Annotated in this window: 25 protein-coding genes; 3 read left to right on the top strand and 22 right to left on the bottom strand. The window is 38.4% G+C overall.

Translation table 11 applies throughout. From position 1 onward, the window contains the following. The 6 genes from AC1DTM_RS05560 to AC1DTM_RS05535 all read right to left on the bottom strand — a co-directional run. The coding region (locus AC1DTM_RS05560; protein WP_477000077.1) for an LON peptidase substrate-binding domain-containing protein at nucleotides 1-573 on the bottom strand (573 nt) is incomplete at its 3' end. Nucleotides 574-758: 185 nt separating this feature from the next. Next, nucleotides 759-2,429: an ATP-dependent protease LonB gene (gene lonB, locus AC1DTM_RS05555; protein WP_002112070.1), complete on the bottom strand. Its 1,671-nt coding sequence runs from the start codon at nucleotides 2,427-2,429 to the stop codon at nucleotides 759-761. Between the two features lie 106 nt (nucleotides 2,430-2,535). After that, nucleotides 2,536-3,795, bottom strand: a complete 1,260-nt coding sequence (gene clpX / locus AC1DTM_RS05550) for an ATP-dependent protease ATP-binding subunit ClpX (protein WP_000472285.1) — start codon at nucleotides 3,793-3,795, stop codon at nucleotides 2,536-2,538. A gap of 264 nt (nucleotides 3,796-4,059) precedes the next feature. Further along, complete coding sequence (gene tig / locus AC1DTM_RS05545; protein ID WP_002112071.1) at nucleotides 4,060-5,337, bottom strand: trigger factor; 1,278 nt, start codon at nucleotides 5,335-5,337, stop codon at nucleotides 4,060-4,062. 310 nt (nucleotides 5,338-5,647) lie between these two features. Continuing rightward, a complete protein-coding gene (locus AC1DTM_RS05540) occupies nucleotides 5,648-6,646 on the bottom strand; it encodes a hypothetical protein (RefSeq protein ID WP_088099543.1) in 999 nt (332 codons plus the stop codon). A gap of 197 nt (nucleotides 6,647-6,843) precedes the next feature. Further along, the gene (locus AC1DTM_RS05535; RefSeq protein WP_002112074.1) at nucleotides 6,844-7,092 is read right to left on the bottom strand and encodes a hypothetical protein; all 249 of its coding nucleotides are present in this window, start codon (nucleotides 7,090-7,092) and stop codon (nucleotides 6,844-6,846) included. A gap of 315 nt (nucleotides 7,093-7,407) precedes the next feature. On the opposite strand from AC1DTM_RS05535, the gene AC1DTM_RS05530 reads away from it, so the two are divergent. Continuing rightward, the gene (locus tag AC1DTM_RS05530) at nucleotides 7,408-8,022 is read left to right on the top strand and encodes a PH domain-containing protein (RefSeq protein WP_002112079.1); all 615 of its coding nucleotides are present in this window, start codon (nucleotides 7,408-7,410) and stop codon (nucleotides 8,020-8,022) included. Between the two features lie 322 nt (nucleotides 8,023-8,344). Here AC1DTM_RS05530 and AC1DTM_RS05525 read toward each other — a convergent pair whose 3' ends face one another. The 12 genes from AC1DTM_RS05525 to AC1DTM_RS05470 all read right to left on the bottom strand — a co-directional run bounded on the left by AC1DTM_RS05525 (nucleotide 8,345) and on the right by AC1DTM_RS05470 (nucleotide 14,534). Next, nucleotides 8,345-8,545, bottom strand: a complete 201-nt coding sequence (locus AC1DTM_RS05525) for a hypothetical protein (protein ID WP_016106251.1) — start codon at nucleotides 8,543-8,545, stop codon at nucleotides 8,345-8,347. 32 nt (nucleotides 8,546-8,577) lie between these two features. After that, the gene (locus AC1DTM_RS05520) at nucleotides 8,578-8,964 is read right to left on the bottom strand and encodes a hypothetical protein (protein WP_477000076.1); all 387 of its coding nucleotides are present in this window, start codon (nucleotides 8,962-8,964) and stop codon (nucleotides 8,578-8,580) included. A gap of 212 nt (nucleotides 8,965-9,176) precedes the next feature. Next, the gene (locus tag AC1DTM_RS05515; protein ID WP_016106253.1) at nucleotides 9,177-9,419 is read right to left on the bottom strand and encodes a hypothetical protein; all 243 of its coding nucleotides are present in this window, start codon (nucleotides 9,417-9,419) and stop codon (nucleotides 9,177-9,179) included. Between the two features lie 96 nt (nucleotides 9,420-9,515). Beyond that, on the bottom strand, nucleotides 9,516-9,743 hold the full coding sequence (locus AC1DTM_RS05510) for a hypothetical protein (RefSeq protein ID WP_016106254.1): 228 nt from the start codon (nucleotides 9,741-9,743) through the stop codon (nucleotides 9,516-9,518). A gap of 166 nt (nucleotides 9,744-9,909) precedes the next feature. Continuing rightward, nucleotides 9,910-10,710 (bottom strand): hypothetical protein, encoded by an 801-nt coding sequence (locus tag AC1DTM_RS05505; RefSeq protein WP_016106255.1) that lies wholly within the window; start codon nucleotides 10,708-10,710, stop codon nucleotides 9,910-9,912. 74 nt (nucleotides 10,711-10,784) lie between these two features. Continuing rightward, on the bottom strand, nucleotides 10,785-11,309 hold the full coding sequence (locus AC1DTM_RS05500; RefSeq protein ID WP_016106256.1) for a hypothetical protein: 525 nt from the start codon (nucleotides 11,307-11,309) through the stop codon (nucleotides 10,785-10,787). Next, a complete protein-coding gene (locus AC1DTM_RS05495; protein WP_002184901.1) occupies nucleotides 11,306-11,581 on the bottom strand; it encodes a helix-turn-helix domain-containing protein in 276 nt (91 codons plus the stop codon). Before AC1DTM_RS05495 ends, AC1DTM_RS05500 begins: the two co-directional genes overlap by 4 nt. A gap of 211 nt (nucleotides 11,582-11,792) precedes the next feature. Beyond that, complete coding sequence (locus AC1DTM_RS05490; protein ID WP_016106257.1) at nucleotides 11,793-12,068, bottom strand: helix-turn-helix domain-containing protein; 276 nt, start codon at nucleotides 12,066-12,068, stop codon at nucleotides 11,793-11,795. Beyond that, nucleotides 12,065-12,304 carry a hypothetical protein gene (locus tag AC1DTM_RS05485; protein ID WP_016106258.1) on the bottom strand — a complete coding sequence of 80 codons (240 nt, stop codon included), beginning with the start codon at nucleotides 12,302-12,304 and terminating at the stop codon, nucleotides 12,065-12,067. The genes AC1DTM_RS05490 and AC1DTM_RS05485 overlap by 4 nt, the downstream gene beginning before the upstream one ends. A gap of 356 nt (nucleotides 12,305-12,660) precedes the next feature. Beyond that, the gene (locus AC1DTM_RS05480) at nucleotides 12,661-13,593 is read right to left on the bottom strand and encodes a phage antirepressor KilAC domain-containing protein (protein ID WP_229183489.1); all 933 of its coding nucleotides are present in this window, start codon (nucleotides 13,591-13,593) and stop codon (nucleotides 12,661-12,663) included. Between the two features lie 84 nt (nucleotides 13,594-13,677). Continuing rightward, a complete protein-coding gene (locus AC1DTM_RS05475; RefSeq protein ID WP_016106260.1) occupies nucleotides 13,678-13,971 on the bottom strand; it encodes a hypothetical protein in 294 nt (97 codons plus the stop codon). Nucleotides 13,972-14,006: 35 nt separating this feature from the next. Then, a complete protein-coding gene (locus tag AC1DTM_RS05470; protein ID WP_016106261.1) occupies nucleotides 14,007-14,534 on the bottom strand; it encodes a helix-turn-helix domain-containing protein in 528 nt (175 codons plus the stop codon). Nucleotides 14,535-16,505: 1,971 nt separating this feature from the next. On the opposite strand from AC1DTM_RS05470, the gene AC1DTM_RS05465 reads away from it, so the two are divergent. After that, the gene (locus AC1DTM_RS05465) at nucleotides 16,506-17,111 is read left to right on the top strand and encodes a recombinase family protein (protein ID WP_016106262.1); all 606 of its coding nucleotides are present in this window, start codon (nucleotides 16,506-16,508) and stop codon (nucleotides 17,109-17,111) included. Nucleotides 17,112-17,527: 416 nt separating this feature from the next. On the opposite strand, the gene AC1DTM_RS05460 is transcribed toward AC1DTM_RS05465, so the two are convergent. The 4 genes from AC1DTM_RS05460 to AC1DTM_RS05445 all read right to left on the bottom strand — a co-directional run bounded on the left by AC1DTM_RS05460 (nucleotide 17,528) and on the right by AC1DTM_RS05445 (nucleotide 20,446). Continuing rightward, entirely contained in the window at nucleotides 17,528-18,697 is a 1,170-nt protein-coding gene (locus AC1DTM_RS05460) for a hypothetical protein (RefSeq protein ID WP_477000075.1), read from the bottom strand. 904 nt (nucleotides 18,698-19,601) lie between these two features. Continuing rightward, nucleotides 19,602-19,730, bottom strand: coding sequence for a hypothetical protein (locus AC1DTM_RS05455; RefSeq protein WP_256416145.1), 129 nt, complete (start codon nucleotides 19,728-19,730; stop codon nucleotides 19,602-19,604). 14 nt (nucleotides 19,731-19,744) lie between these two features. Continuing rightward, complete coding sequence (locus tag AC1DTM_RS05450; protein ID WP_016106266.1) at nucleotides 19,745-19,876, bottom strand: hypothetical protein; 132 nt, start codon at nucleotides 19,874-19,876, stop codon at nucleotides 19,745-19,747. A 90-nt stretch (nucleotides 19,877-19,966) separates the two neighbouring features. Then, on the bottom strand, nucleotides 19,967-20,446 hold the full coding sequence (locus AC1DTM_RS05445; RefSeq protein ID WP_016106267.1) for a hypothetical protein: 480 nt from the start codon (nucleotides 20,444-20,446) through the stop codon (nucleotides 19,967-19,969). A gap of 335 nt (nucleotides 20,447-20,781) precedes the next feature. Here AC1DTM_RS05445 and AC1DTM_RS05440 point away from each other — a divergent pair, with 335 nt between their 5' ends. Beyond that, the gene (locus AC1DTM_RS05440) at nucleotides 20,782-21,363 is read left to right on the top strand and encodes a hypothetical protein (RefSeq protein WP_016106268.1); all 582 of its coding nucleotides are present in this window, start codon (nucleotides 20,782-20,784) and stop codon (nucleotides 21,361-21,363) included. The last annotated feature ends 777 nt before the right edge of the window (nucleotides 21,364-22,140 follow it).

Genomic DNA, 22,140 nt, shown 5'->3' with positions numbered 1-22,140 from the left:
TTCTTTCACAGATACAATCTCTAAAATCTCTTGTTTCTGCTTCGTTTTAATCGGTAAGTGAGAAGCAATTAAATCAGCTAGTCTTCCGGGTTCTTCTACATCAGCTACCGTTGCAAATGTTTCATTTGAAACTTTTTTCGAAACTTTAATATATTGTTCGAAATGCTCCAGTAACGTACGCATAAGAGCCTTCTCTTCTAAATCATCTTCTACTTCTTCAGTTACTGTTCTAATAGAAACTTGTACCAGATTTTCTTCTTCGATAAACTCTACTACTTCTGCTCTATGTAAACCTTCTACAAGGACACGAAGCGTACCGTTCGGCAATTTTAACATTTGCTTCACTTTCGCCACTGTACCTACACTATATATGTCATCTTCTTTCGGATCGTCGATATTCATTTCTTTTTGCATTGCTAAAAAGATGATATTTTCATCCATTGCCGCCTGCTCTAGTGCTTGTATCGATTTATCACGTCCTACATCAAGATGCAGAACCATCGTTGGATATACGAGAATGCCTCTTAATGGTAGGAGGGGCACAATTCTTTCATTCGTATTCATACTAGACATAGCACCTCCATAATAAATTAAACTCCTGTTCAACTATTTTATATTACAATACATCTAGATGCAATTGCAGAGATTCTTCGCAATTGTAAATCCCCTGTTTTTTTGTGCCTCACGAAAAGAAAAAAGACTCCGCTTAAGCATACAAACTTAAACGAAGTCTGGCAAATTTTTATTATTGTATATTCTCACATTGATTGCGCATCTGTTTCGTCCAAAGCAGTATGTGCATCAAGCTCACGATGCATATTTTCCTGCATAAATGTTAATTCAAATACTTCTTTTAATTTGCGAACAGGAATGATCTCAATTCCCTTTATTGTATACAAAAATGGTTGCATGTTTTCAGCCGGAATGATGACTTTCTTAGCTCCCGCTTTTTTCGCAGCTTTTATTTTTGCGTACACACCACCAATAGGCTTCACTTCTCCGTGGATACTTATCTCACCTGTCATCGCTACTTCATTATTCACATACGTACGATGCACCGCTGAATAGACACCTGTTGCCATAGCAATACCTGCTGACGGACCATCAATCGGGATACCACCAGGAAAATTAATATGTATATCATACCCTTCTGGCAACACATCTAGAGAACGAAGGACTGTTAACACATTATCAACAGAACCTTTCGCCATACTTTTACGGCGGATTGATTTCGTTTGACTACCAATACTTTCCTCTTCTACAATTCCAGTGACATTCACTGACCCTTTATCTTTCGCAGGAATAGCTGTTACCTCAATCTCTAATAACGTACCTGTATTCGGCCCATATACAGCAAGCCCGTTCACAAGACCGATTCTCGGAATTGGATAAATACGTTTTTCGTACTTTGGTGTAAGCTGACTAGAATGAACAACCCACTCAATATCTTCATCTTTAATGAAAGGTCGTTCTTCATTTATCGCCATACCAGCAGAAATTTGCACGAGATTAATTGCTTCTCGTCCATTTCTTGCATACATTCCAATCATTTCGATACCGTTCTCACCTACTTGCATTTCCACTTTGTCAGCTGCATTTTTCGCTACTTTTTGAATTTCTTCTGTATCTAACTCACGGAAGAACACTTCTAAACAACGCGACCTAATTGCAGGAGGAATTTCCTCTGGTGAACGCGTCGTTGCACCAACTAAGCGAAAATCTGCAGGTAAACCTTTTTGAAAAATATCATGTATATACGTTGGAATCATCGAATTTTCTTCACTATAGTACGCACTTTCCAAAAATACTTTCCGATCTTCTAACACCTTCAGCATTTTATTCATTTGAATTGGATGTAATTCACCAATCTCATCAATGAACAAAATACCACCATGCGCATCTGTTACAGCCCCTTTTTTCGGTTGCGGGATACCCGCTTGCCCCATTGCACCTGCTCCTTGATAAATCGGGTCATGCACTGAACCAATTAATGGATCCGCAATACCACGCTCATCAAACCTAGCTGTCGTTGCATCAAGTTCGATAAATGTTGCATTTGTACGAAATGGAGATTTCGGATTTCGTTTCGCTTCTTCTAATACAAGGCGTGCTGCCGCTGTCTTTCCGACACCTGGCGGACCGTATATGATCACATGTTGCGGATTAGGACCACAAAGAGCCGCTTTTAACGACTTAATCCCGTCTTCTTGCCCTACAATATCTATAAAGGATGTAGGACGTACCTTTTCCGCAAGTGGCTCTGTTAAAGAAACCTCACGCATTTTACGAAGCTGCTCTAATTCTTTTTTCGATTCTCGATCAATTGAAACTTTTTGTGTTCGCTGATTTCGAAGTAAGTGCCAAAAATACAATCCGACAATTACGCCAAAAACAAGTTGAACAAGTAAAAATATATTTGTCCAGCTCATAATTCATTTCCTCCCGCTATGTTTTACCTTTTAGTATTTCCTGGGAGGAATAGTGCTAAACATAAAGAAAAACAGCAATTATAAAAATTGCTGTTTCTTCTTCGCATTATGCAGATGTTTTTGTATCAAGTACAGTGCCGTCTTGTAACACCAATTTCGGCGGTTCATTATCAGCTACTGTTTCTTTCGTAAGAATACACTTCTCGATATCTTTGCGAGATGGCAGTTCGAACATTACATCAAGCATCAAGCCTTCAATAATAGAACGAAGTCCACGAGCACCTGTTTTACGTTCAATTGCTTTTTTCGCAATCTCAACTAGTGCACCTTCTTCAAACTCTAACTCAACATCGTCAAGCTCCAATAGTTTTTGGAATTGCTTAACAAGTGCATTTTTCGGTTTAGTTAAAATATCTACAAGAGCATCTTCATCAAGCGGCTCTAGGTTCGCAATAACTGGAAGACGACCGATAAACTCCGGAATTAAACCGAATCTTAAAAGATCCTCTGGTAAAACGTGAGATAAAACATGCTTCTCATTTACATCAGCATTTTTCTTCTCAGCACCAAATCCAATTACTTTCTCACCAAGGCGACGTTTAATAATAGGCTCGATGCCATCAAACGCTCCACCACAAATGAATAGGATGTTCGTTGTATCAATTTGAATAAACTCTTGATGCGGGTGCTTACGACCACCTTGAGGTGGAACGCTTGCTACAGTACCTTCTAAAATTTTCAGAAGTGCCTGCTGTACGCCTTCACCAGATACATCACGTGTAATTGATGGATTTTCGGACTTACGTGCCACTTTATCAATCTCATCAATATAAATGATTCCTTTTTCCGCTTTCTCTACATCATAATCAGCTGCTTGGATTAATTTTAGTAAGATGTTTTCTACATCTTCCCCTACATATCCAGCTTCTGTTAAAGATGTTGCGTCCGCGATCGCAAATGGAACATTTAAAATACGCGCTAATGTTTGTGCCAATAATGTTTTACCACTACCAGTTGGCCCAATAAGTGAAATATTACTCTTCGCCAATTCTACATCATCAATTTTGCTGTTAGAATTAATGCGTTTGTAATGGTTATATACCGCTACCGCTAGTGCTTTTTTCGCGTTATCTTGTCCGATGACATACTCATCTAAGATTTCACGAATTTCTACCGGTTTCGGTACATCTTTGAATTCTACTTCTTCGTCCTTCGCAAGCTCCTCTTGTACAATTTCAGTACAAAGCTCGATACACTCGTCACAAATGTAAACACCTGGACCTGCAACTAGCTTTCGAACTTGCGTTTGTGTTTTACCACAGAAAGAACATTTTAATTGACCTTTTTCATCATTAAATTTAAACATATTTTCACACCCCTTACAAAGTGCTAACCTCTTGCCTTCGTATGTACACGATAAATGTATCGTATGTAAATACATATTATGTCACTACGTGGCGAGAAATACAAATAATATGACTAGTTATGTACAAACAAAAAAATTTTAAAACTTTTGAAATATGTATATTCGACTTACAAAGGAACTTTTCCTTCTTCATCGAAAAGTTTTATAAATATATTTCTATATTTATAAAACAAGGCACGATTAAAATCGCGCCTTGTTATTTTATTATGCAGCGTTGTCTACTAAGAAGTCTACAGCTTTACGCACTTTAAGATCTTCAGATAAAGCGTCTACGCTTCCAAGAGCTTGCTTGATAGCGTCTACTGGCATACCGTACATTTCAGCCATTTTTTCAACTTCTGCAGTTACTTCTTCTTCAGTAACTTCGATGTTTTCAGCTTCAATGATAGCTTCAAGAACAAGATTGATTCTTACACGTTTTTGTGCATCCTCTTTCATTTGCTCTTTTAATTTGTCAGCGTCAGTACCTGTGAATTGGTAGTAAAGCTCAAGGTTCATACCTTGTTGGCTTAAACGTTGCTCGAATTCACGAACCATACGATCTAACTCAGTGTCAATCATAGCTTCTGGAATGTCGATTTCAGCGTTAGCAGCAGCTAATTCTACTACTTCGTCACGTACTTTGTGCTCAGCTTCGTGCTTTTTGCCTTCTTCTAAGTTTGTACGAAGTTTTGTTTTTAATTCATCAAGAGTTGCAACTTCTTCGTCAGCATCTTTAGCGAACTCGTCGTTTAACTCAGGAAGTTCTTTTGTTTTGATTTCGTGAATTGTTACTTTGAATGTTGCTGGTTTACCAGCTAATTCAGCAGCATGGTACTCTTCTGGGAATGATACTTCAACTTCTTTAGAATCACCAGATTTAAGACCAATTACTTGCTCTTCGAAACCTGGGATGAAAGTACCAGAACCGATTGCAAGAGAATAGTTTTCGCCTTTTCCGCCTTCAAATGCTTCGCCATCAACGAAACCTTCGAAGTCGATTACAGCTGTATCACCATCTGCAACAGTTCCTTCTTCTTTAACAACTAGTTCAGCTTGACGCTCTTGTAAAGCTTTTACTTCGTTCTCTACATCCTCGTCAGTTACAGTTGTTTCAACTTTTTCTACTGCTAAACCTTTGTAATCACCTAATTTAACTTCAGGTTTTACAGTAACTTTTGCAGTGAAAATTAAGTTTTGGCCTTTTTCGAATTTCTCGATGTCAATCTCAGGATGAGCAACTGGGAAGATACCAGCTTCATCGATTGCTTCACCGTATGCTTTTGGTAAAATGATATCTAAAGCATCTTGGTATAAAGATTCAATACCAAAGCGTTGTTCGAATAATGGACGAGGCATTTTTCCTTTACGGAAACCTGGTACATTAATTGTTTTTACTACTTTTTTGAATGCAGCGTCGATAGAGTTATTTACTTCTTTAGCATCAACTTCGATTGTTAAAACGCCAACGTTACCTTCTAATTTTTCCCATTTTGTAGACATTTATTCTTTCCCTCCAACTATAATAATGTATGCACATACCTCTATAGATTAAGATTTTTATTATCTCTTTTTTGAAATAACAAATGTACAAATAACCCTCTAGCAAAAAGCTTTCAGATACAATGTTCCAATCTACTAATTGTCTAAAAGACAACTACGGTATATTTTGTTCGAGACTAATATGAAACATATTAAGTAAGAGAATTATACTCCTCTTCTCTTACAAACAGGCAGATTTCTGCCTTTTGCAACCCTTACATTATAACATAGAATGTGCTCGTTTCAATAACTGAACGATTCTTTTTCATAATTATACGGGCAAATACCCTTCTCTTTCAATGCGCAGTAACCATTGATAGGCAATATGAAATTCCTCAAACTCAATATTGTATGCTGTCATAAGTTCTTCTTCATCAATAGCCAATCCGAAACGCTTTCTTCCAATTCTCTCTAAGACGGCAGCCCAAATTTCTACTTTGTCCATTAATAGAGGGAATGGGAAAATGCTAATTTGTAATTCTTTCCAGTATGTAACCATCGCATCAAATATATCTGGATAATTTTGCTCTAATCGGTTTGAGAATTTATGTATAATTTTATCGGATTGCTCCTCATTATGACCCGTAAATGCTGGAATCACCTTTATCGTATTTCCAAACTTCTCTACTTCTACCTCTTCTTCTATTTGATTTTCTACCATTTTATACAAAATAGAAGTTTTTAAATAAGGGTGCTGATCTTCGTCTATTAAAAATTTCTTTAAAGTAGGAAGTGCGAGATCCAGGTCTTTTAACGAAAGTTTCTGGATCACTCTTAGCTTTTGACCAAAGTTTTCTCCAAAAAGCCCCTCGGTAAATTCTTCTAATTCAAACTTCGAATCCACTAGCGGTATATCTTCTTCATTCAGCATCCCTTGCGCAAACAAAGCAAGCTGCGCCAATTTTTCCTTTTGCTCAGGATTTATATCTTTCGTTTGCAAAACTTCCTCAACAGTTTCGATGACACCTTCATAATCATTTGTTTGAACTAAAATAGTTACATACGTTTCAAGAATATCACCAAATAATACAGCTCCTATTTCAAGCAACTGCTCACATTTTTCTTTCGCTTCTTCCATACGTTTTAATTCTAGCAAACAAATAACTGAAGCTAATTCTGTTTGTTCCGTTTCTGCATTATACTGACGTAATATTTCAAAGCAGCGCAATGCATCTTCGAATTCCCGCTCTTTCAACGCTAAAAAACCTTTATCAATATAGCGTTCTGATAGTTGCGGAAACAATACGACCGTATTTTCTTTTTTATCCATACGTCCGCCTCTTTTTCTAGATTTTAATGATCTTCAAAGTAAATATATCAAATGCGTAATGAGAACACAACATTCCAAAATTATTTATTTGAAATATAGGAATATTCTATTTTCGTAACAAAAAAGCAAAAACCTTTTAAATGAAATTCATTTTTCACAAACAAAAACCCTCAGCAACAGAAGCAGAGGATTCATCATTAATGGAAAGCTTTTATAATTGTGGGGTATATAACAAGGGTAATAATTTGGAGAAAAATAATTGCCATAACAATCATGCTAAAATAGAAGATCGGTTTACTTCGCTTCATCAAAAACATAATAATAAGCATCGTACAAGCAAACAAACTTAAAAAGAACAAACTTGTTGTCGAACTAAGTATACCACTCGGGACAAAGAACAATAAAACTACACTACAAGTACCTATAATTCCAAATAACCATTCCATTCATTCACTCATTCCCTTTCCCTCTCATGGCAGTTTTTTCTACGCTACTAAATGTTTTACAACATCAATTACATATGTTAACTTTTCATACGCCACAAACCCAAAAGCTACTGTTAAACCCGTTACGATTAATCCCTTCATCATCTCTTCCTCCTCATTTATCGTTGTTATCTTCATTATATAGGATTAGTAATTCGTTACCATCGAACTTCCTTACACTTACCTTACAGAGTTGTAAGATTTCAAAAATAAGTTTAAAATCATGTTAATATATTTTTGTACAATTAAGAATTTAATTTATAAGGGGGATTATATATGTTCAAAAAAATGGCTGCTGATGTTTTAGGATTAAGCGATGTAGGTTCTGTCATTACACCAAAAGATTATGATAAGGTTGATGCTGATGATTACGTGATGCATGAAGATGGGGAGAAAATTTACTTTCTTATTAAATCAAAATCGGATGAATATTGTTTCACAAACAAAGGATTAATTCATCTAGATGGTACAAGTGCCACAAGCAAAAAACGTACATTACGCCGCTTTAGCTATAGTAAATATCAAATTAAAAACGTAGCACTCGAAACTGCAGGAACGATTGATTTAGATGTAGAAATTAAATTTCAAATGGGAGATGAGCATTACTCAATTGATGTTCATAAAAAACATATTGAAGAATTAAAAGATTTATATAAGGCTCTTCTTAAAATCGAAGAAATTTCATACGACAACGACATTACATTGCAGTATGCACATAAAAGTTTAGATATGGCATCTAACGCTTTCAGCCGTATTTCAAATGCACAAGTAAATTTAGCAGAACAGTTTAAAGAAATGAACGATATCGCCTTTAACTGGCTTGTTGATACGAAGAAACAATATAACGTGAAAGATTATGGTTTTGTCTTTGAGAAGTTTATTAATAACTAATTTAAAACAAACAAAAAACCTTGTTATCAAAAGATAACAAGGTTTTGTTAGCGTCCCAGGAGAGATTCGAACTCCCGACCCGTCAATTACCTACGATATATAAACGATTCTTTCCTCGTTTGCTGAACGTTCATTTGGGCGGTCAACTGACCGTTTTTGTTAATTAATATTATACGCTATATAGTAGTTCTACGTCAATGTTGAATGCCTTTTTGTTCTATCGATTCCCTATCGAAAATTCTGACGCATTTAGATGAATCCCCTTATCTACGGAATTAAAAATAATCGTCTTAAAATGCGAATCTCGGCGTACCTTTCCGCACTATTTTATATATTTTGATTGCAGTCTTAATATATCTTCCTCTTCGCGAATGCCTGCCGATCCCTTTCTCACATTTTTTACGACAGTCCAATTCGAATTAGTTTCATCGCCGATGTTCTGTATTGTAAAGTTGCCGTCACCATATTTTCGGTGACCTTCTGCCAATTTCTCCGTTAAATCATTCTCGTTTGCTCTCGCCATCTTTGCGCCATCTCCCTTTTTATACAACCTTCTTAAACTGTCCAACTAATCACACGTCCAGTCAATTGGAGATCCTCGCTTTCCGCTTCGTTTAATTGTAACACACTGTCGGGGATAAGTTCCGATAACGGCTGCCCAATCGCACTAGAAACGTTATTTTCTTTGAATGTGAATGAGCCGACGCCAGTTACGCTAAACGATGCGATCCCTTGCTGCTGCATTTTGTTTGTATGTGATTTATCTAACGCTTGTTTTACGGCTCTAGCTCTATCGTATTTAGCTTCATAGCATCGCTTGCRAATCGGCTTAAATCCCCCACGCCCATTTCGATAATAGCTATCTAGCGGAAACTTTTCAGCGCAGGATTTACATTGCTTTACTTCGGTTTCCTTACCGTCTACCTCGATAAATTCCGTCACGGTATATTCGCCAGTTGTGCGTGCCTTTACGTTACAGGTTTTACAGCGTGTCTGTAGCCCGTCGGGTGATTTCGTCTCTTTGTGGAAACCGCCCGCAGTTGATTTCATCTTTCTACAGTATGAGCATTGCTTCATTTTTACGTTCGTTCTTTCCTTCGGCATTTTAGTTCTCCCTCTCTCTTCATAAATAAATGAGTAAAAAAGCGAAGCTATTACGCTCCGCCAAAAAGTACGCTATCTTCGTCGTAGCCGTTTCGAGCTTCATAAGCAGTCATACCGCCGTCACCTCTCACAACCTTTTTATGTGACTTCCATTCTTGCGCATTGTGGTCATACGTGATTAAATACCCGTTTTCTCCGAACTCTTCGCGAGCCTTTGCAATAATCTCGGGTAATTGTTTATGTACATTTGGGGCTTTAGTTTTAGTAGTTGTCTTCGTTGTTGTCGCTATCATTTTCCTTCGTCCTCTCTTCGTTTAGGGTTACCGTTATGTTTATGAATATATGAGATTGATAGGCAAAGTCCGCTACGACCCTGCCCTCTATTCGTATTAATCCGTTTTTAGTCTTGCAACTATTTCTTGTAACTCTCGGACTTTAGATAATGACTTTAATAGCACATCTTCCGTTACTGTTGCGCCTTCGTCATATATGGTGATTTCCACAACCTCTAGATAGTCACTAGCATCAATACTCTCTCCACTAGACAACTTCTGTCCGATTCTCTCGATAGTTACTGCATTCTCTAAACTTAATAAGGTTTTCTTTACCTCTACCATTACTACTCACTCCCTTTCGTTAGTTAGTTTTTTATATTAGGCGAGGCAATAGCCCCGCCCTGTCTTCGTTAGCCTTTTCTGCCAGTTCCGCCGCCTGCGATGAATGCATCATTTAGCTCGTCCAGCGTGTATTGTTTAGTTTTCATATCCGCTTGCCTYCTTCGCATTATTCACTAAATACATCGTGTCCGAATCGGTTATGATTCTCGATTTTCTTTTCTACTAATGCGGCTGTGTCCGCATGGTCTTCGAAGTATTTAGCGGGTTCATTTACGTATTCCCCCGCAACATGTCCGAGGTTTTCCGTGATAGCCGTATGTACTTGTCCTACTGCGAATGATGCCGAGCGCATTTGATTAATGCTATCTAGTTGCCCTTTGATTTCGTCGAAGTTCGGTACTTGTGATGCCTTCGCTAACTTCTGACTCATTACTAATAGAGCTGGGCGAATATGCGGAAGATTGTCACCTTTGCCGACTAGTTCTGCTAGTTGCCCCGTGAAATATCCTTGTAATTCGTGCGCCGTATGTCCGTTCTTGCTCGCTACTTCCACCATTTTCTCTAGGTATTGAATAGTTGTTCGTTGATTAGGCGATAGTAACATCTTTGTTTTTAGGCTGCTGATTTCCGCATCATATAAAATACGGTCGGCTTCGTTTAGACCTTCGAATTGTGGCATTAATAGCGCTCGTGTTTGCTTCTCGGCTTCGTCTAATAACGCATTATACTTGCCTCGACGATCTTTCATTTCCTCTAAGAATACGTGTGTTACCACTTGCTTAATGCGCTCTTTTCTCGCCAGTTTGCCCTTGAATGTTAATTCTTGATTTGCCCCTACTTTACGTAACTCTTCGTTAAGTCCATTACCGTTACTTCCATTTAGTAGCTGGATTACGTAGCTCGCTGTGCCTGCTTGAATATCTCGTGCCTCGTGGATTAGTTCTACTGCTGTCTTAGTGTTTGTCATTTTTGTCCTATCTCCCTTTTGTTTGTTAGTTTAGTGTTTTATATAAACGGCATTGCCGTCGATAACTTGCGTTATTATTTGGTTGAGTGCATAAATCCCGCCAACTTATCGCGCATCGTTTTAAAGAATTGCTTTAACTTTCCTCGCGCTGATCTTTCTTTTGTTTCTTGCTTTTCTTGTTCTTGCGCTTCGACCTCGTTAATATAAATATCGTCTATCGCTTCCTGCGTTCGCTTATCGTCCATAATTACGGAACATTCGTTACACGCTGATTTAGGTTTCATTTGTGGCAGCGCGTATAAACTAGATAATGACTCGTTGTAAATAGCGTCATTAGGTGTGTATAAATCGTAGGCAATAGGCGTTTCCCTATCGCAACTAGCTTCGACTATTTCGTTAATCTTTCCAGCTAGGCTCGTGATATCTTGCATAGGCGCTATAATCTGCCCCACTGTTCGCGCATTATCGGTAACATGAGCCACTAAGAACGAGTGACCACGATAATTTTTAATATCAGCTATTACTAGTGGTCGATTGGCTCTACCTAGCTGTATGCCCGTCTTTCCTTTTGCTGCGTCTAGAATCGCATCATTAATCATTTCTTAATCTCTCCTTTCTTATCGTTTACTCTTTTTCGTAAGCTTACCGATGCTTCTAGCAACGGTAAATCATATAGTAACTTCGCTTGAATAACTCGAAGGTTTTCACTTCCTATTAATCTCTCGATTTTCTTAATGTTCTCTTTTTTCGGCTGTACAAGACCCCGTTCCCACCTATTGACGGTATTAAATGAAACATTTAACAACTCGCCGAACTGCGTTTGATTGAGTCCTGTTATTTGTCTAACCGCTTTAATATCCTGTGGTCGCATTTATACCACCCTTCCTTAGTTGTTGTATTTTTCACACTGGAAATGTGTATTTTTCACACTTCGAAGTTAAATAAAAGATTATTAGTTTCTTAAAAAGGAGGTGCGACGCAGGACAAACAGGGAAATGCCACGCCATTAGCTACGCTGCACATAACGCCTACGCCACGAATGAAAGAAAAACTACCCTTGCGTTGACGGCTTGGAGAAACCGCTAGCTATCCGATACTTCCCGCTGACAAAGCTGCGCACGTATCTTCGTGCATAACTTGCTATGGCGGCGCTCTGACAGTAGGCGGTTAATCTCATCTATGTCCTCATCTGTAAGGTTAAGTTGTGACTGAATACGCTTTTGCTTACTTTTAGGCGGTTCATTTATTCCAGATTCCCAACGGTAAACTGTAACCATGGAGACACCTACTAGTTGTGCGAATTCTTCCATTGTGTAACCTATAGTCTTTCTGATAAAACGCAGAGTGTCACTGGTCATTTAGTTGCTCCTTTTTCTTTCGTGCCGAATTTATTTAAGTACATCTGACGATAGAGTACATAAACATTCGCATCGCCTTTCGTTTTGGTCTTTTGTGCCTTATCGTAGAAATAGTATAGATTTACACCAGCAGGCATCGGTTCTGTACCGATACATGCACCTTTAATGGTTGCACGTTGCATAACATCTTCGTCGCCTTCGATAATTGCATAATCGTACTCATGTCTGATACGCATATTTTTCATCTCCTTTCGTTTTTTATTTCGTATAGTTTTATACATCGCTAGTTAAAAGAGAGAACTAGGCGCCATGTGAATAGCGCCCACTCTAATGCGATTGGATAGAATGTAGTAGCGGCTTAATAAATACGAGCAGCTTCCGTAATACCTAAATCGAAGCGCATACGAATTTACGTACTTACCTAACTAGATTGAGAACAGGTGCGTACCCTATTCCCGTCACCTATATGTATTTCTGACTAGGTAAAACGTGTATAGTGTGACGTATATTTTTATACGTTTTTACGCATTAATCCGTATTACTCCCCCCACACACCCTTATAGGCGCAGCAACCTGCCGAAACGGGTCACTTTTACGCAGATTTCTTGATATTATGTTTCTCGTACAGCTCTGCGATGAAAATTGCACCTTCACGAGTTGCCTTTAACGTTTTGCATAATCTATCGTTCTTAACTGTCGTAGATAGTTTGAAGTATTTAGCGTATTTTACGTTTGCCGTGTAATGCCCATCCGCTCTTACGTTACTTAACACGCCTTGATATTGTAAAAACTTGCGAAGGTTAGCTGATGAAATGCCGTCTAAATATTCTAGCCCTACGTTTCTAAGAGAAATGAGATCCGTGCCGTTAATGACATCTAATTCCGCTTTATATTGGTCTCGTTCACCCTCTACTTTTGCGATATGTCGGTTTTTATATTCGCTTACCTTCGCCGTAGCTTGTGCTAGTGCCATTAAATCACCACTGATGAGTGCTTTTGCTACTTCGTGTTGTAATTCTATCTCTTTGTTAACTTCGATTATCTTCGTAGATGTTTCGGTATTCTCCTCGATATTGAGTAATTGAGTTCGCACTTCCCTCGCTATTTCGCTGTCTCTTAGCAACATGCCGATTCTTAAAATAGCCCTCTTGGGGAATACATATGCACCACGATAACCCACACCACTCTCTAGTAAAGACGCATTATACATCTTTACTGTCTCTTTGATTTCGCTATACTTCGCTAGGTACATTCCGTCTTGCTCTAATTCGTCGTTATTTCTTTGAATTACGGCTTTCAATGTACTATGTGGCACGTTATAAAACGCCGCTACTTGCTTTGTAGTCGCCATTTCCATAACTGGCAGCAGTAACAGCCCTTCGACTCTATGTAGTACTTCGATTCTCTCGATATATTTCTCGCGCTGTGCGACGTTTTTCGGGTCTGTTAGCGCATCGCCTTCGATAATTACTGGCTTTTCTGTGTCTTGCACCGCCGTTATCACTGGTTTTATGGCTGGTTTCAATGTTTCCTCTCCGAAATTTAGTTTGATTACTAGGTTTTCTGCTTTAATTCCCATTTTTGCTTCCTCCGATTAGTTGTTTTATAGTTAGTTTTTATAGTTATTGACTACGTAGTCCCAGTTTTTAAGGGATTCGCCGTCGTTGAACGTTATTTCTATATGATTTTTTTTAGAATTCCTCTTAATTTCTTGCGTTGTACTATGCAAGTTTTGGCGATTTGACGTTTTATTTTCCGCCTCTTCTTTGTCTTCAGCTTCGCTATCCGCCTTTTTACATCGCCATCTCCGCCTTTTCTTCTTTGTTAGCTCGCATTTTTTCTCTGCGGGCATGTCTAAGTATCTCGTTGCGCTTTTTGGTATCTCTATCCAGCCTATAAACATCGCTACGCCTCCTTAAATTTAATTTGTTAGCGGTATTAACTTGCTGCTACGTCTTTTTTAACCCGTTGCATGTCCTTCGTCTTGTACTCTTCGATATGCTGCGAGAATTCAATATCGAACTTGCTTGCTCGTGGGTATCGGTCTAGTAACGCATGTCTTTCGAGTGGTCGTAGTGGTTTATATAGGTTTGTTCGCCCTAACCCTCTGCGCTCGATTTCGATTAAACCGACTTCTTCCAGCAATGCAATATGCTTCTTTACAGTCGGTACGCTTTTCTTTAATACTCGTGCAACGGCATACTGTGACGGATACGCAGCGCCTTCGTTTCTGTTATACCAGTTGATAATTATTTGATAGATTAGGATTGAATCTGCATTGAATCCGTACTCATTTAATGATAAGTACTCGAGTATAGTTGCTGGCATCTTAATGAAGTCAACGCCGTTCTCCTTGTCTTCCTTGTCGTATAATGGGTTCGGCTCACTATCCCTTTTTATGGCTTTCAACTCGTTCCTTAATGCTTTTTGTTGCTCTCTTCTTTCCTTTTCTCTCTCTTTTGTCATGGTTTCCCTAGTCCTCCTTTACGGTTTCCAATTGGTAATATTTCCCCTCGTTGCGTACACGCTTTTTTAGACGGTAAGCTGGTTCAACGTCAAGACCGTGCGTGTGCTATACGGAATACAGATTTACTCTTATACAGATGTTATACAGATTTAAATACATTTGAGCGTCGGATACAAAAGAGCGTATCCTTGCTCTATTACGCATTAATAGATATCGTAAGAACTTAAAAGACTACGCAATAATATAAGAGCGAAGACCTTATAGAGTAATGTCCCTACCGCTGATCTTTCTTACTGCGTCGCTTTAACCCTCACACCCTTATAGGTGCGGCAGCCGTCTGTAATTGGTATGATTCTGCGATATTTCTTTAAATTAATTTTTAATGCCTTCGTATGTATAGGTGCTTTAGCATTCGAAGAAAAGGCGATTCTATTAAAATTAATGAGCTGCCTTCTACGTGCCTACACAATCATAGGCGCACCGTTTTACGATTTTGGGTGTAATTGCTGCGGTTAAATGAAAAAGTTATCCGCTCGCATATAATAGAAATAACTAGAATAGAAGGCGCTATAACAGACGTGAAATGCACTAGAATCGCCTGTAACGATTTCTATGCACCCGATTAACTTTGTATATCTATCGAGGTTATAGCGACTGCTAGACCCACTGTATGACATCAATATAAAAGACCTTGTGTTTTAAAATTTATATGCGGATTTTTTGAGCTTCGTAGGTTTCGATAATGTGGACGGACTGGGTAAACGTGGAAATGCTATAAAAACGCTAGGGGATTACGTGAAATCTTCGACTGTCTTACGAGTTACCAATAAGACCCCTTTTGATATCGCAGAGGAATGCGTAAGTGGGGCGGTATGAGAGAATAAAGCGACATCGTGTCTCGTTATTAATGCGCAGGGGCTTCGGTATGAGTTTAGGTTGATAATGCGCTAGGGGCGGACGTCAAAGTAAAGGTTCATCTTGACCCGTTACTATTTCCATTTATTAGTACCCGAGTTTTAAAATATGTACGCTAATTGTGTACAGCAGTTGCACGGCTTATAGACCCCCGCTTGGAGGGTACGGGAAATTTTCGGTTTGGGTGGTCTTGTCCTCGATGCGTTTTAACTTCGCTCATTCGAAGAGCTGAACGCTTTAAAACGAACCTTTCTTTTCTTCCTTCGCTTTTAATCGCAGAAACAAAAAGAATAGTAATTCAATTCACTTCGATTCGATTCAATTACTTTCAATGCGAACAACTAAACGAAACACAATCGAAACAACTTCGAACTTCTTTACGATTCAAATATAATTCACAAACGAATTACTTCACGAACTCAATCTAAACAACAATTGAATAAGAAACTAAACAAACAACTTCTCACTAATCTTTTAACACAACAAATAAAAAGATCATACGAAGAAACAACGACAACAATATATCGAAGACACTCACGCAGATACATATAGTACTAGGTCATGTGCTGGTGTTGTGGTAATGATGGGTAGTGTGCTGGCTTATGTCGGCGCATAGTGGCAGCCTGTGACGCACCTATCGCCTACCTATCCGCTTCTAGTAACATTGCAACAGTAAAGGATAGTGAAGTATATAGCGCCTGTATGCGCCTGTGTGGTACGGTGTGGTGTAGCTTGGTATAACGGCTAGGTATGTCGGTGTATTGTGTATAGGTATTGCGGGGTGGTCGAAGTACATATGCCCTATTGGTCGCAGGTAATGGCGTCGGGGTATATTGGTGTGAGAATGCGCGAAGGTATGCCGCCCTATCTCTATATAAAATGCATTCGGGGCAGCAGTCTAAAAAGGTACACCTTTATGAACATCATGAAATACGTCCTATATAAGTCTATTAATTAACACACATCAACCTTTATGTACGTCCATAAAATAATTGACCTTTATAGACGCATAGTGTATATTTAGGCTAACGATAAAAAGAGATGGGGTTTTCATTATGGCAATCAGCTTCGGTTATATCCGTGTATCTACAAAAGAGCAGAACTTAGACAGACAATACAAGGCGCTAGAATCTCATGTAACGGATACAAAATACATATATAGCGATAAGGCTAGCGGTAAGGATATGGAGCGTGAGGGCTTTCAGAATATGCTTAAAGCAATGCGTGAAGGGGATACGCTCTATATTAAATCTATCGACCGACTAGGCAGAAACAAGGCGCAGATAAAAGAGTATCTCGAATACTTCAAGAAAGAAAAGATTCGTGTTAAAATTATCGACCTTCCTACGACTATGACAGACGTACCAGCGGGGCAAGATTGGGTTATTGATATGATTAATAATATTATTATCGAGGTTTATACATCTATCGCAGAACAAGAAAGAAGAACGATAAAAGAGCGTCAACGTGAAGGTATCGACGCAGCAGCAGCGAAGGGAAAACATTTAGGGCGTCCTGTTATGGCACTTCCCGAGAACTGGGATACCTTATACTGCGATTGGAAAAGCGGAAAGTTAAAAGCAGTCGAGTTTATGGTAGCTGTTAATATGAAGAAGGCAACGTTCTATAAAAAGGTAAAAGAATACGAGGCAGCGCAGTAATAGGCGGTGTCTTTTTGTGCTGAATGCGTGACCCCTTGAGTTCAGAGCCTTCCTTCCAGCAGAACGAGCAGCAGGTGTATAGCCGCCGCCATTCGTTTCGATACTATGGTCCGTATACATATTTCACAGCGCCTCATACACGCCAATCTGATGACATTTTACCCCGTGACATCGCTTTTTTGTAAATGAATGTACACATATTTCCGATATACATTAACGTAACCAACGTTGTTACAATAGCGTTATTCATATTACATTCAACATACGCGATATAGTTTACACTGCGATACGGAGTATTCCGAACAACGACGCAGATGTACCGACAATCATTCGCCTTTTATAAATGTAGTCCTGCACATCCATCAAACGCCATCCTTCCCTATGATTCTACAGAAAGAATAGCGTATTTTTTCATTTCAGAGGCATTTATTCACAAAATATTCCTTGTAAAATTCCCTTAGCATGTAACCTGTATTTTCCCTAATATCCATTAAATTTATATGCGCTCCCATTTTACAGCCATGTTCACTATCTTTATCAAGCATCGGGAATGAGTATGAAGAAAGGCTATCCTCAGATAGCATTTCTCCTCTATGCAAATATTTCGACCTTTTATCATAGTACTCAATGAAACCCTTTGCTGCATCTGCATTCAGGTATTTTTCAGCCAAACCTCTTACTCTTTTAGATATCTGATATTTAGGCTGACTACACTCTTTACATGTCTCCTCCTGAAACCCAATTAAGGTAGTAACTTCTAAAGCAGAAAGGTATAAAGTTGTCGCTATTTCAGTCAATTTGTTATCATGCTTTCTCGCAGTATGGTAGTGGGAACAAGCCTTTAAGAATAAAGCTAAATCCTTATCTAATTTATCAGTATTAGCTATATAGTCCACGAATCTTTGACCTATCTCTGAAATGACGATATATCCATTCCTAACAAATGGCTGATATGTAAAGGAATCATTTATAGAAATTGGTACTTGATACACTTCCTTAGGTGATATTTCTTCCRGTTTTTGACCTGTATAATATGCATAATCTCTCTCAAAAGGGAAATCTGTTTCTACTGATAAAAAGTCCATTATCTGCTTTAACTTAGGGAAAAGCTTACTACGCACTTGACTTTCACCATGAGCATATATAGGGAAAGTAATATCGGTAAATCCATCTGAGGATACCCTTGTTGTGAAATTTTCACCTTTATAACTTGATAGAGAAGGGTGCGATTTAATACCTATCTTCACAAAGAATTTCTTATATGCCCCTTTATTTTTCCTTGCTTTTCTCACAACTTGTCTAAGTCTTTGACCTAAAGGAGAGCCTGCCTCTAATTCTTGTTTAGTGTCCACATCTTCAAAGAACAGATTAACAATTGAGCCATTGTGCTTATATGTAATACCAATATTTAGGGATGTAATACCTATGTCCATGATGCCAAAATGAATTTTCTTTGCTTTTTTGTCTTTTCTAGGTTCGTAAGAAAAACACTGACATTGCCCAAACTCATTTTCAAGCTCTGCCCATAGACTTCCCAAAAAATCATTAGACTGTTCTATATCCATAATTCCAATATCTAAAAGCATCTATTTCCATATCCTCCCTTGCTGTAGCCCTATCCAAATTATAGCATTTATTATGATGAAGATAACTTTTAACCAAAATAAAAGAGAGACAGATCAATCACCTACTCCACACTTTCTATCCTCAGGCATCTCTAATTCAATTTGTTCTGTAAGTAACTCCATATCAATTTAACTAACATCCCTCTCAGCTAGAGATACTACTTTGGGAAATGCTATGTACGCAGGAATACTACGAACAAAGAAATTGAGTTGGATATATAAAACCGATATACCCTATTTTTTCGATTTTGGGATATATCAGTTTTATTAGCTTGATGGGCGGGGTCGCACCAACAAAACGCGAATTTCGTAAGCTAAGCAAAATTTTATAAAAAAAAGGGCAATGCTGTTATACATCGCTCCTCTCATCTATTGTCTTCCTTATATTCTTTTATTTTATCTCGACAATTTAGAAATGTTTCCGTAAGCTGTGCGGCTATGACAGATAAAGCGAATAGCGCCGAGAATAATTTTATGTAAAAGTTATCCGATACATTCAGCAGCCACAACGCGAATAAGCCCAACGTTAATAATATAATAGACGGTTTCCGCCCATGCTTAATTTTTATCTTAATTCGGAACATGTGCGTCCCTCTCTTCCATTGATATTCCTAATTGATTACATCTATATAAAGTGAAAAGCGCTAGGGTGGTTAATCCTGCGCCTTTCTGTATAACGGCTATTACCGTCCTGTGGTGATATATTATCGGCATGGATGCGTATATCTTGCGCCAGTGGTGAGCCGAAAATCACAATATAAATCGGTTATATTACATGCGCAATAGCTACGGCACAATGCCGCCGAGCGTTCTACAATTAATATTATATAGGTCTATAATTCCCCGCACAACACGAATGCACGTTCTAATTAAATGCGCGCATATAATCTTTTTCACGTGAAACTATGCCGCACCCTTTTTTCCATGCGCCCTGTCCTAATACAAATTTAATCTGTTCATGGCTGCAAATTGTACCGCCATCAGCATATATCATCGAAGTGTAGCCACTCATGCACCGTCAAACGTCTTCCCTGTTTTCTTCGCTAATCTTCGGGCAACTTCGCTTTTAGTTTCCGTAAGATCATAAAAGGCGATATCTAAAATTAGCTTATCAATATCGCTATCGCAGCACTTATACATATCTTCTCGTAATACTGTGTCTAGTGCTTCGCCCTCTACGTCTATGTCCGTATCTATATTATCTAACGTGCCCAGTTCTTCACCTACTAGTCACAGCAGCGCACGCTTTCCGCCCCTGTTCTTACAATAATGGCGTAACCCTTGCTGTAATAGTACATATACTCTATTATCAAAGTCGCCCTGCTCGATATTATACGACCTTACCGCATACTCTATGCGCCTGTAGCAATACTCTATAAAATCCGCTTCGTTATTCATTTTAGCTCGATTCCTCTCGGCTCTCTTTTGGCGTCGTACCTCTGCTTTCTCTTCGGGTGTCATGATGCCGCCCCCCTCTGTTAGCATATTATTTAAGTTAAAACACTCAATCATACGAGCGCCTTTAAACTTATATGCGTAGGTATTTTCTGTATAATCGACTACGGATTTCTTTCTAAATGCTTCCCGCTCCACGGAAAAAACGTGATTATCTCCAAACGCTACCAGCTTATTATTATAGAAAGTATAGTGTCTTCCCACAGTTGTATCGTTAAAACTCGTGATTTGTTTCGAATAATTATTTAATCGCATACCTATACGCCCCTATTAGAGGTACTGACGGCAAAACGCGGATTTTATAAGCTAAGGATATGCAGAATTTCATGCAGGCTACGAGAACGGTTTGAACTGCAAAATGCTGTTGTGACAGGAATGTATGAACTCTTGTATACAGAGAAGGAAACAGAAAGCTAGAAAACTCTTGATATGAATGGCTTTTTGGGATTTGGTTACTGCTGATAATAGGACGTTATGTTAACCTCACATGTATAGAATATACATCAAAAAAATGTACGACTTATTCTAATTTCTTCGTGATAGAATATAATGAAACCATATTTTAACAAAAAATAAGGGGGGGAAAACTCTTGTATAAAAAACTTAGAAAACATCTTATATTAGGTTCCCTAATTCTTATCATTAGTGGCTGTTCAATTCCAACAGGGTACGACACACAACAAGAAGCATTAAAACAAGGATTAAAACCAACAAATAATACAGAGCTAGATAAATATAATGCTCTAAAACGTGTTATAAAAATAGATGAAAAAATAGCCTTTTTTGTTACACCTGATAATTACATTTCAATAGCAGATTTAGAAATAGAAAATGGAAAATGGACTGTTAGTGGGATAACAGGAGGAGTAAATGTAAGTGAATTAAAAGTACAAGATTCTGGTATATCACCTACTATGGGAATATCAAATGGAAAAGTTATTTCTGGTTATCTTAAGAACTCATCTATTATCAAGGTATCATATGAATCCATCCCAGGACATATTGTAGATTTAGATAAATTCTTACCAAATGAAACAAAGTATAAAGGATGGAGTTTATGGTACGTGATCCTTCCTAATAAATTAGATGATGATTTAAAATCATTCGATCTTATTACGACTGTTTTAGAATTTAAAGATACAAACGGCACTATTATAAAATATAAGAACTGATTATCTAAAAACAACTTCTGATAACGATAATTATGTAAATGAGCTGTCCATATGGACGGCTTATTTTATTTTTGGCTTAGCGTGGTTTTTTTCCAAAATGCTGGCGATACCCCATATAGTGCGCCTTAACTTCCCACATCTTCGCATTATCCGTCTTGGCTGCGTTTGCTAGTGCGTTTAATTCTTCATTTATCATTCTTTCCTCGCCCCCTTGTTAGTGGTAGTTATCTATATTTTCCTCTAGCCATGGTTAGTGGTAGTAATTTCTTTTAAATCCCTTAAAAAGGTCTTGACCCTAGGGTCTTTCGGTTTTTATCATGCCGCAGCGAAGTTAGGAAAACGGCTGGTGGCAGAGTTATCCCCTAGATTTCGAAGTTAAAAAGTAACTAAGAAAGCTAGAGAGATAAGCGTCTTCGGTTAATGCCATGCCTTGCTTTATTAGGTTTCCGTATGTATGACCCTATTCGCTTAATGACTTTCGCCATATGCACCCTTTTACGTAGGCTTGTCCGCATAATATCGTCCCTATGCGACAAACTGAATGCACTCCCTAGCACCGTAATGCTAACGACAACCACCCGAACCTTTTAGACTAAACGCCTAGGCAAGTTCTCACCTACCCGCAGCACACGAATAGGAATGCGCTACGGGGCGCTATCTTTGTAAAAGTATACTAAGTACTTTCTGCACGACCGATAACAAGCCAATCAGTTTTTAGCGTGGTTTACAGGCAATTCCACGTTCGGAGATCCTGTAACTCAGCACCTAAAAATGGCA

This window comes from Bacillus sp. P4_D3 (genome assembly GCF_056401855.1).
Note: the sequence above shows the minus strand (reverse complement) of the source record. Positions and strands in the feature narration are given on the sequence as shown.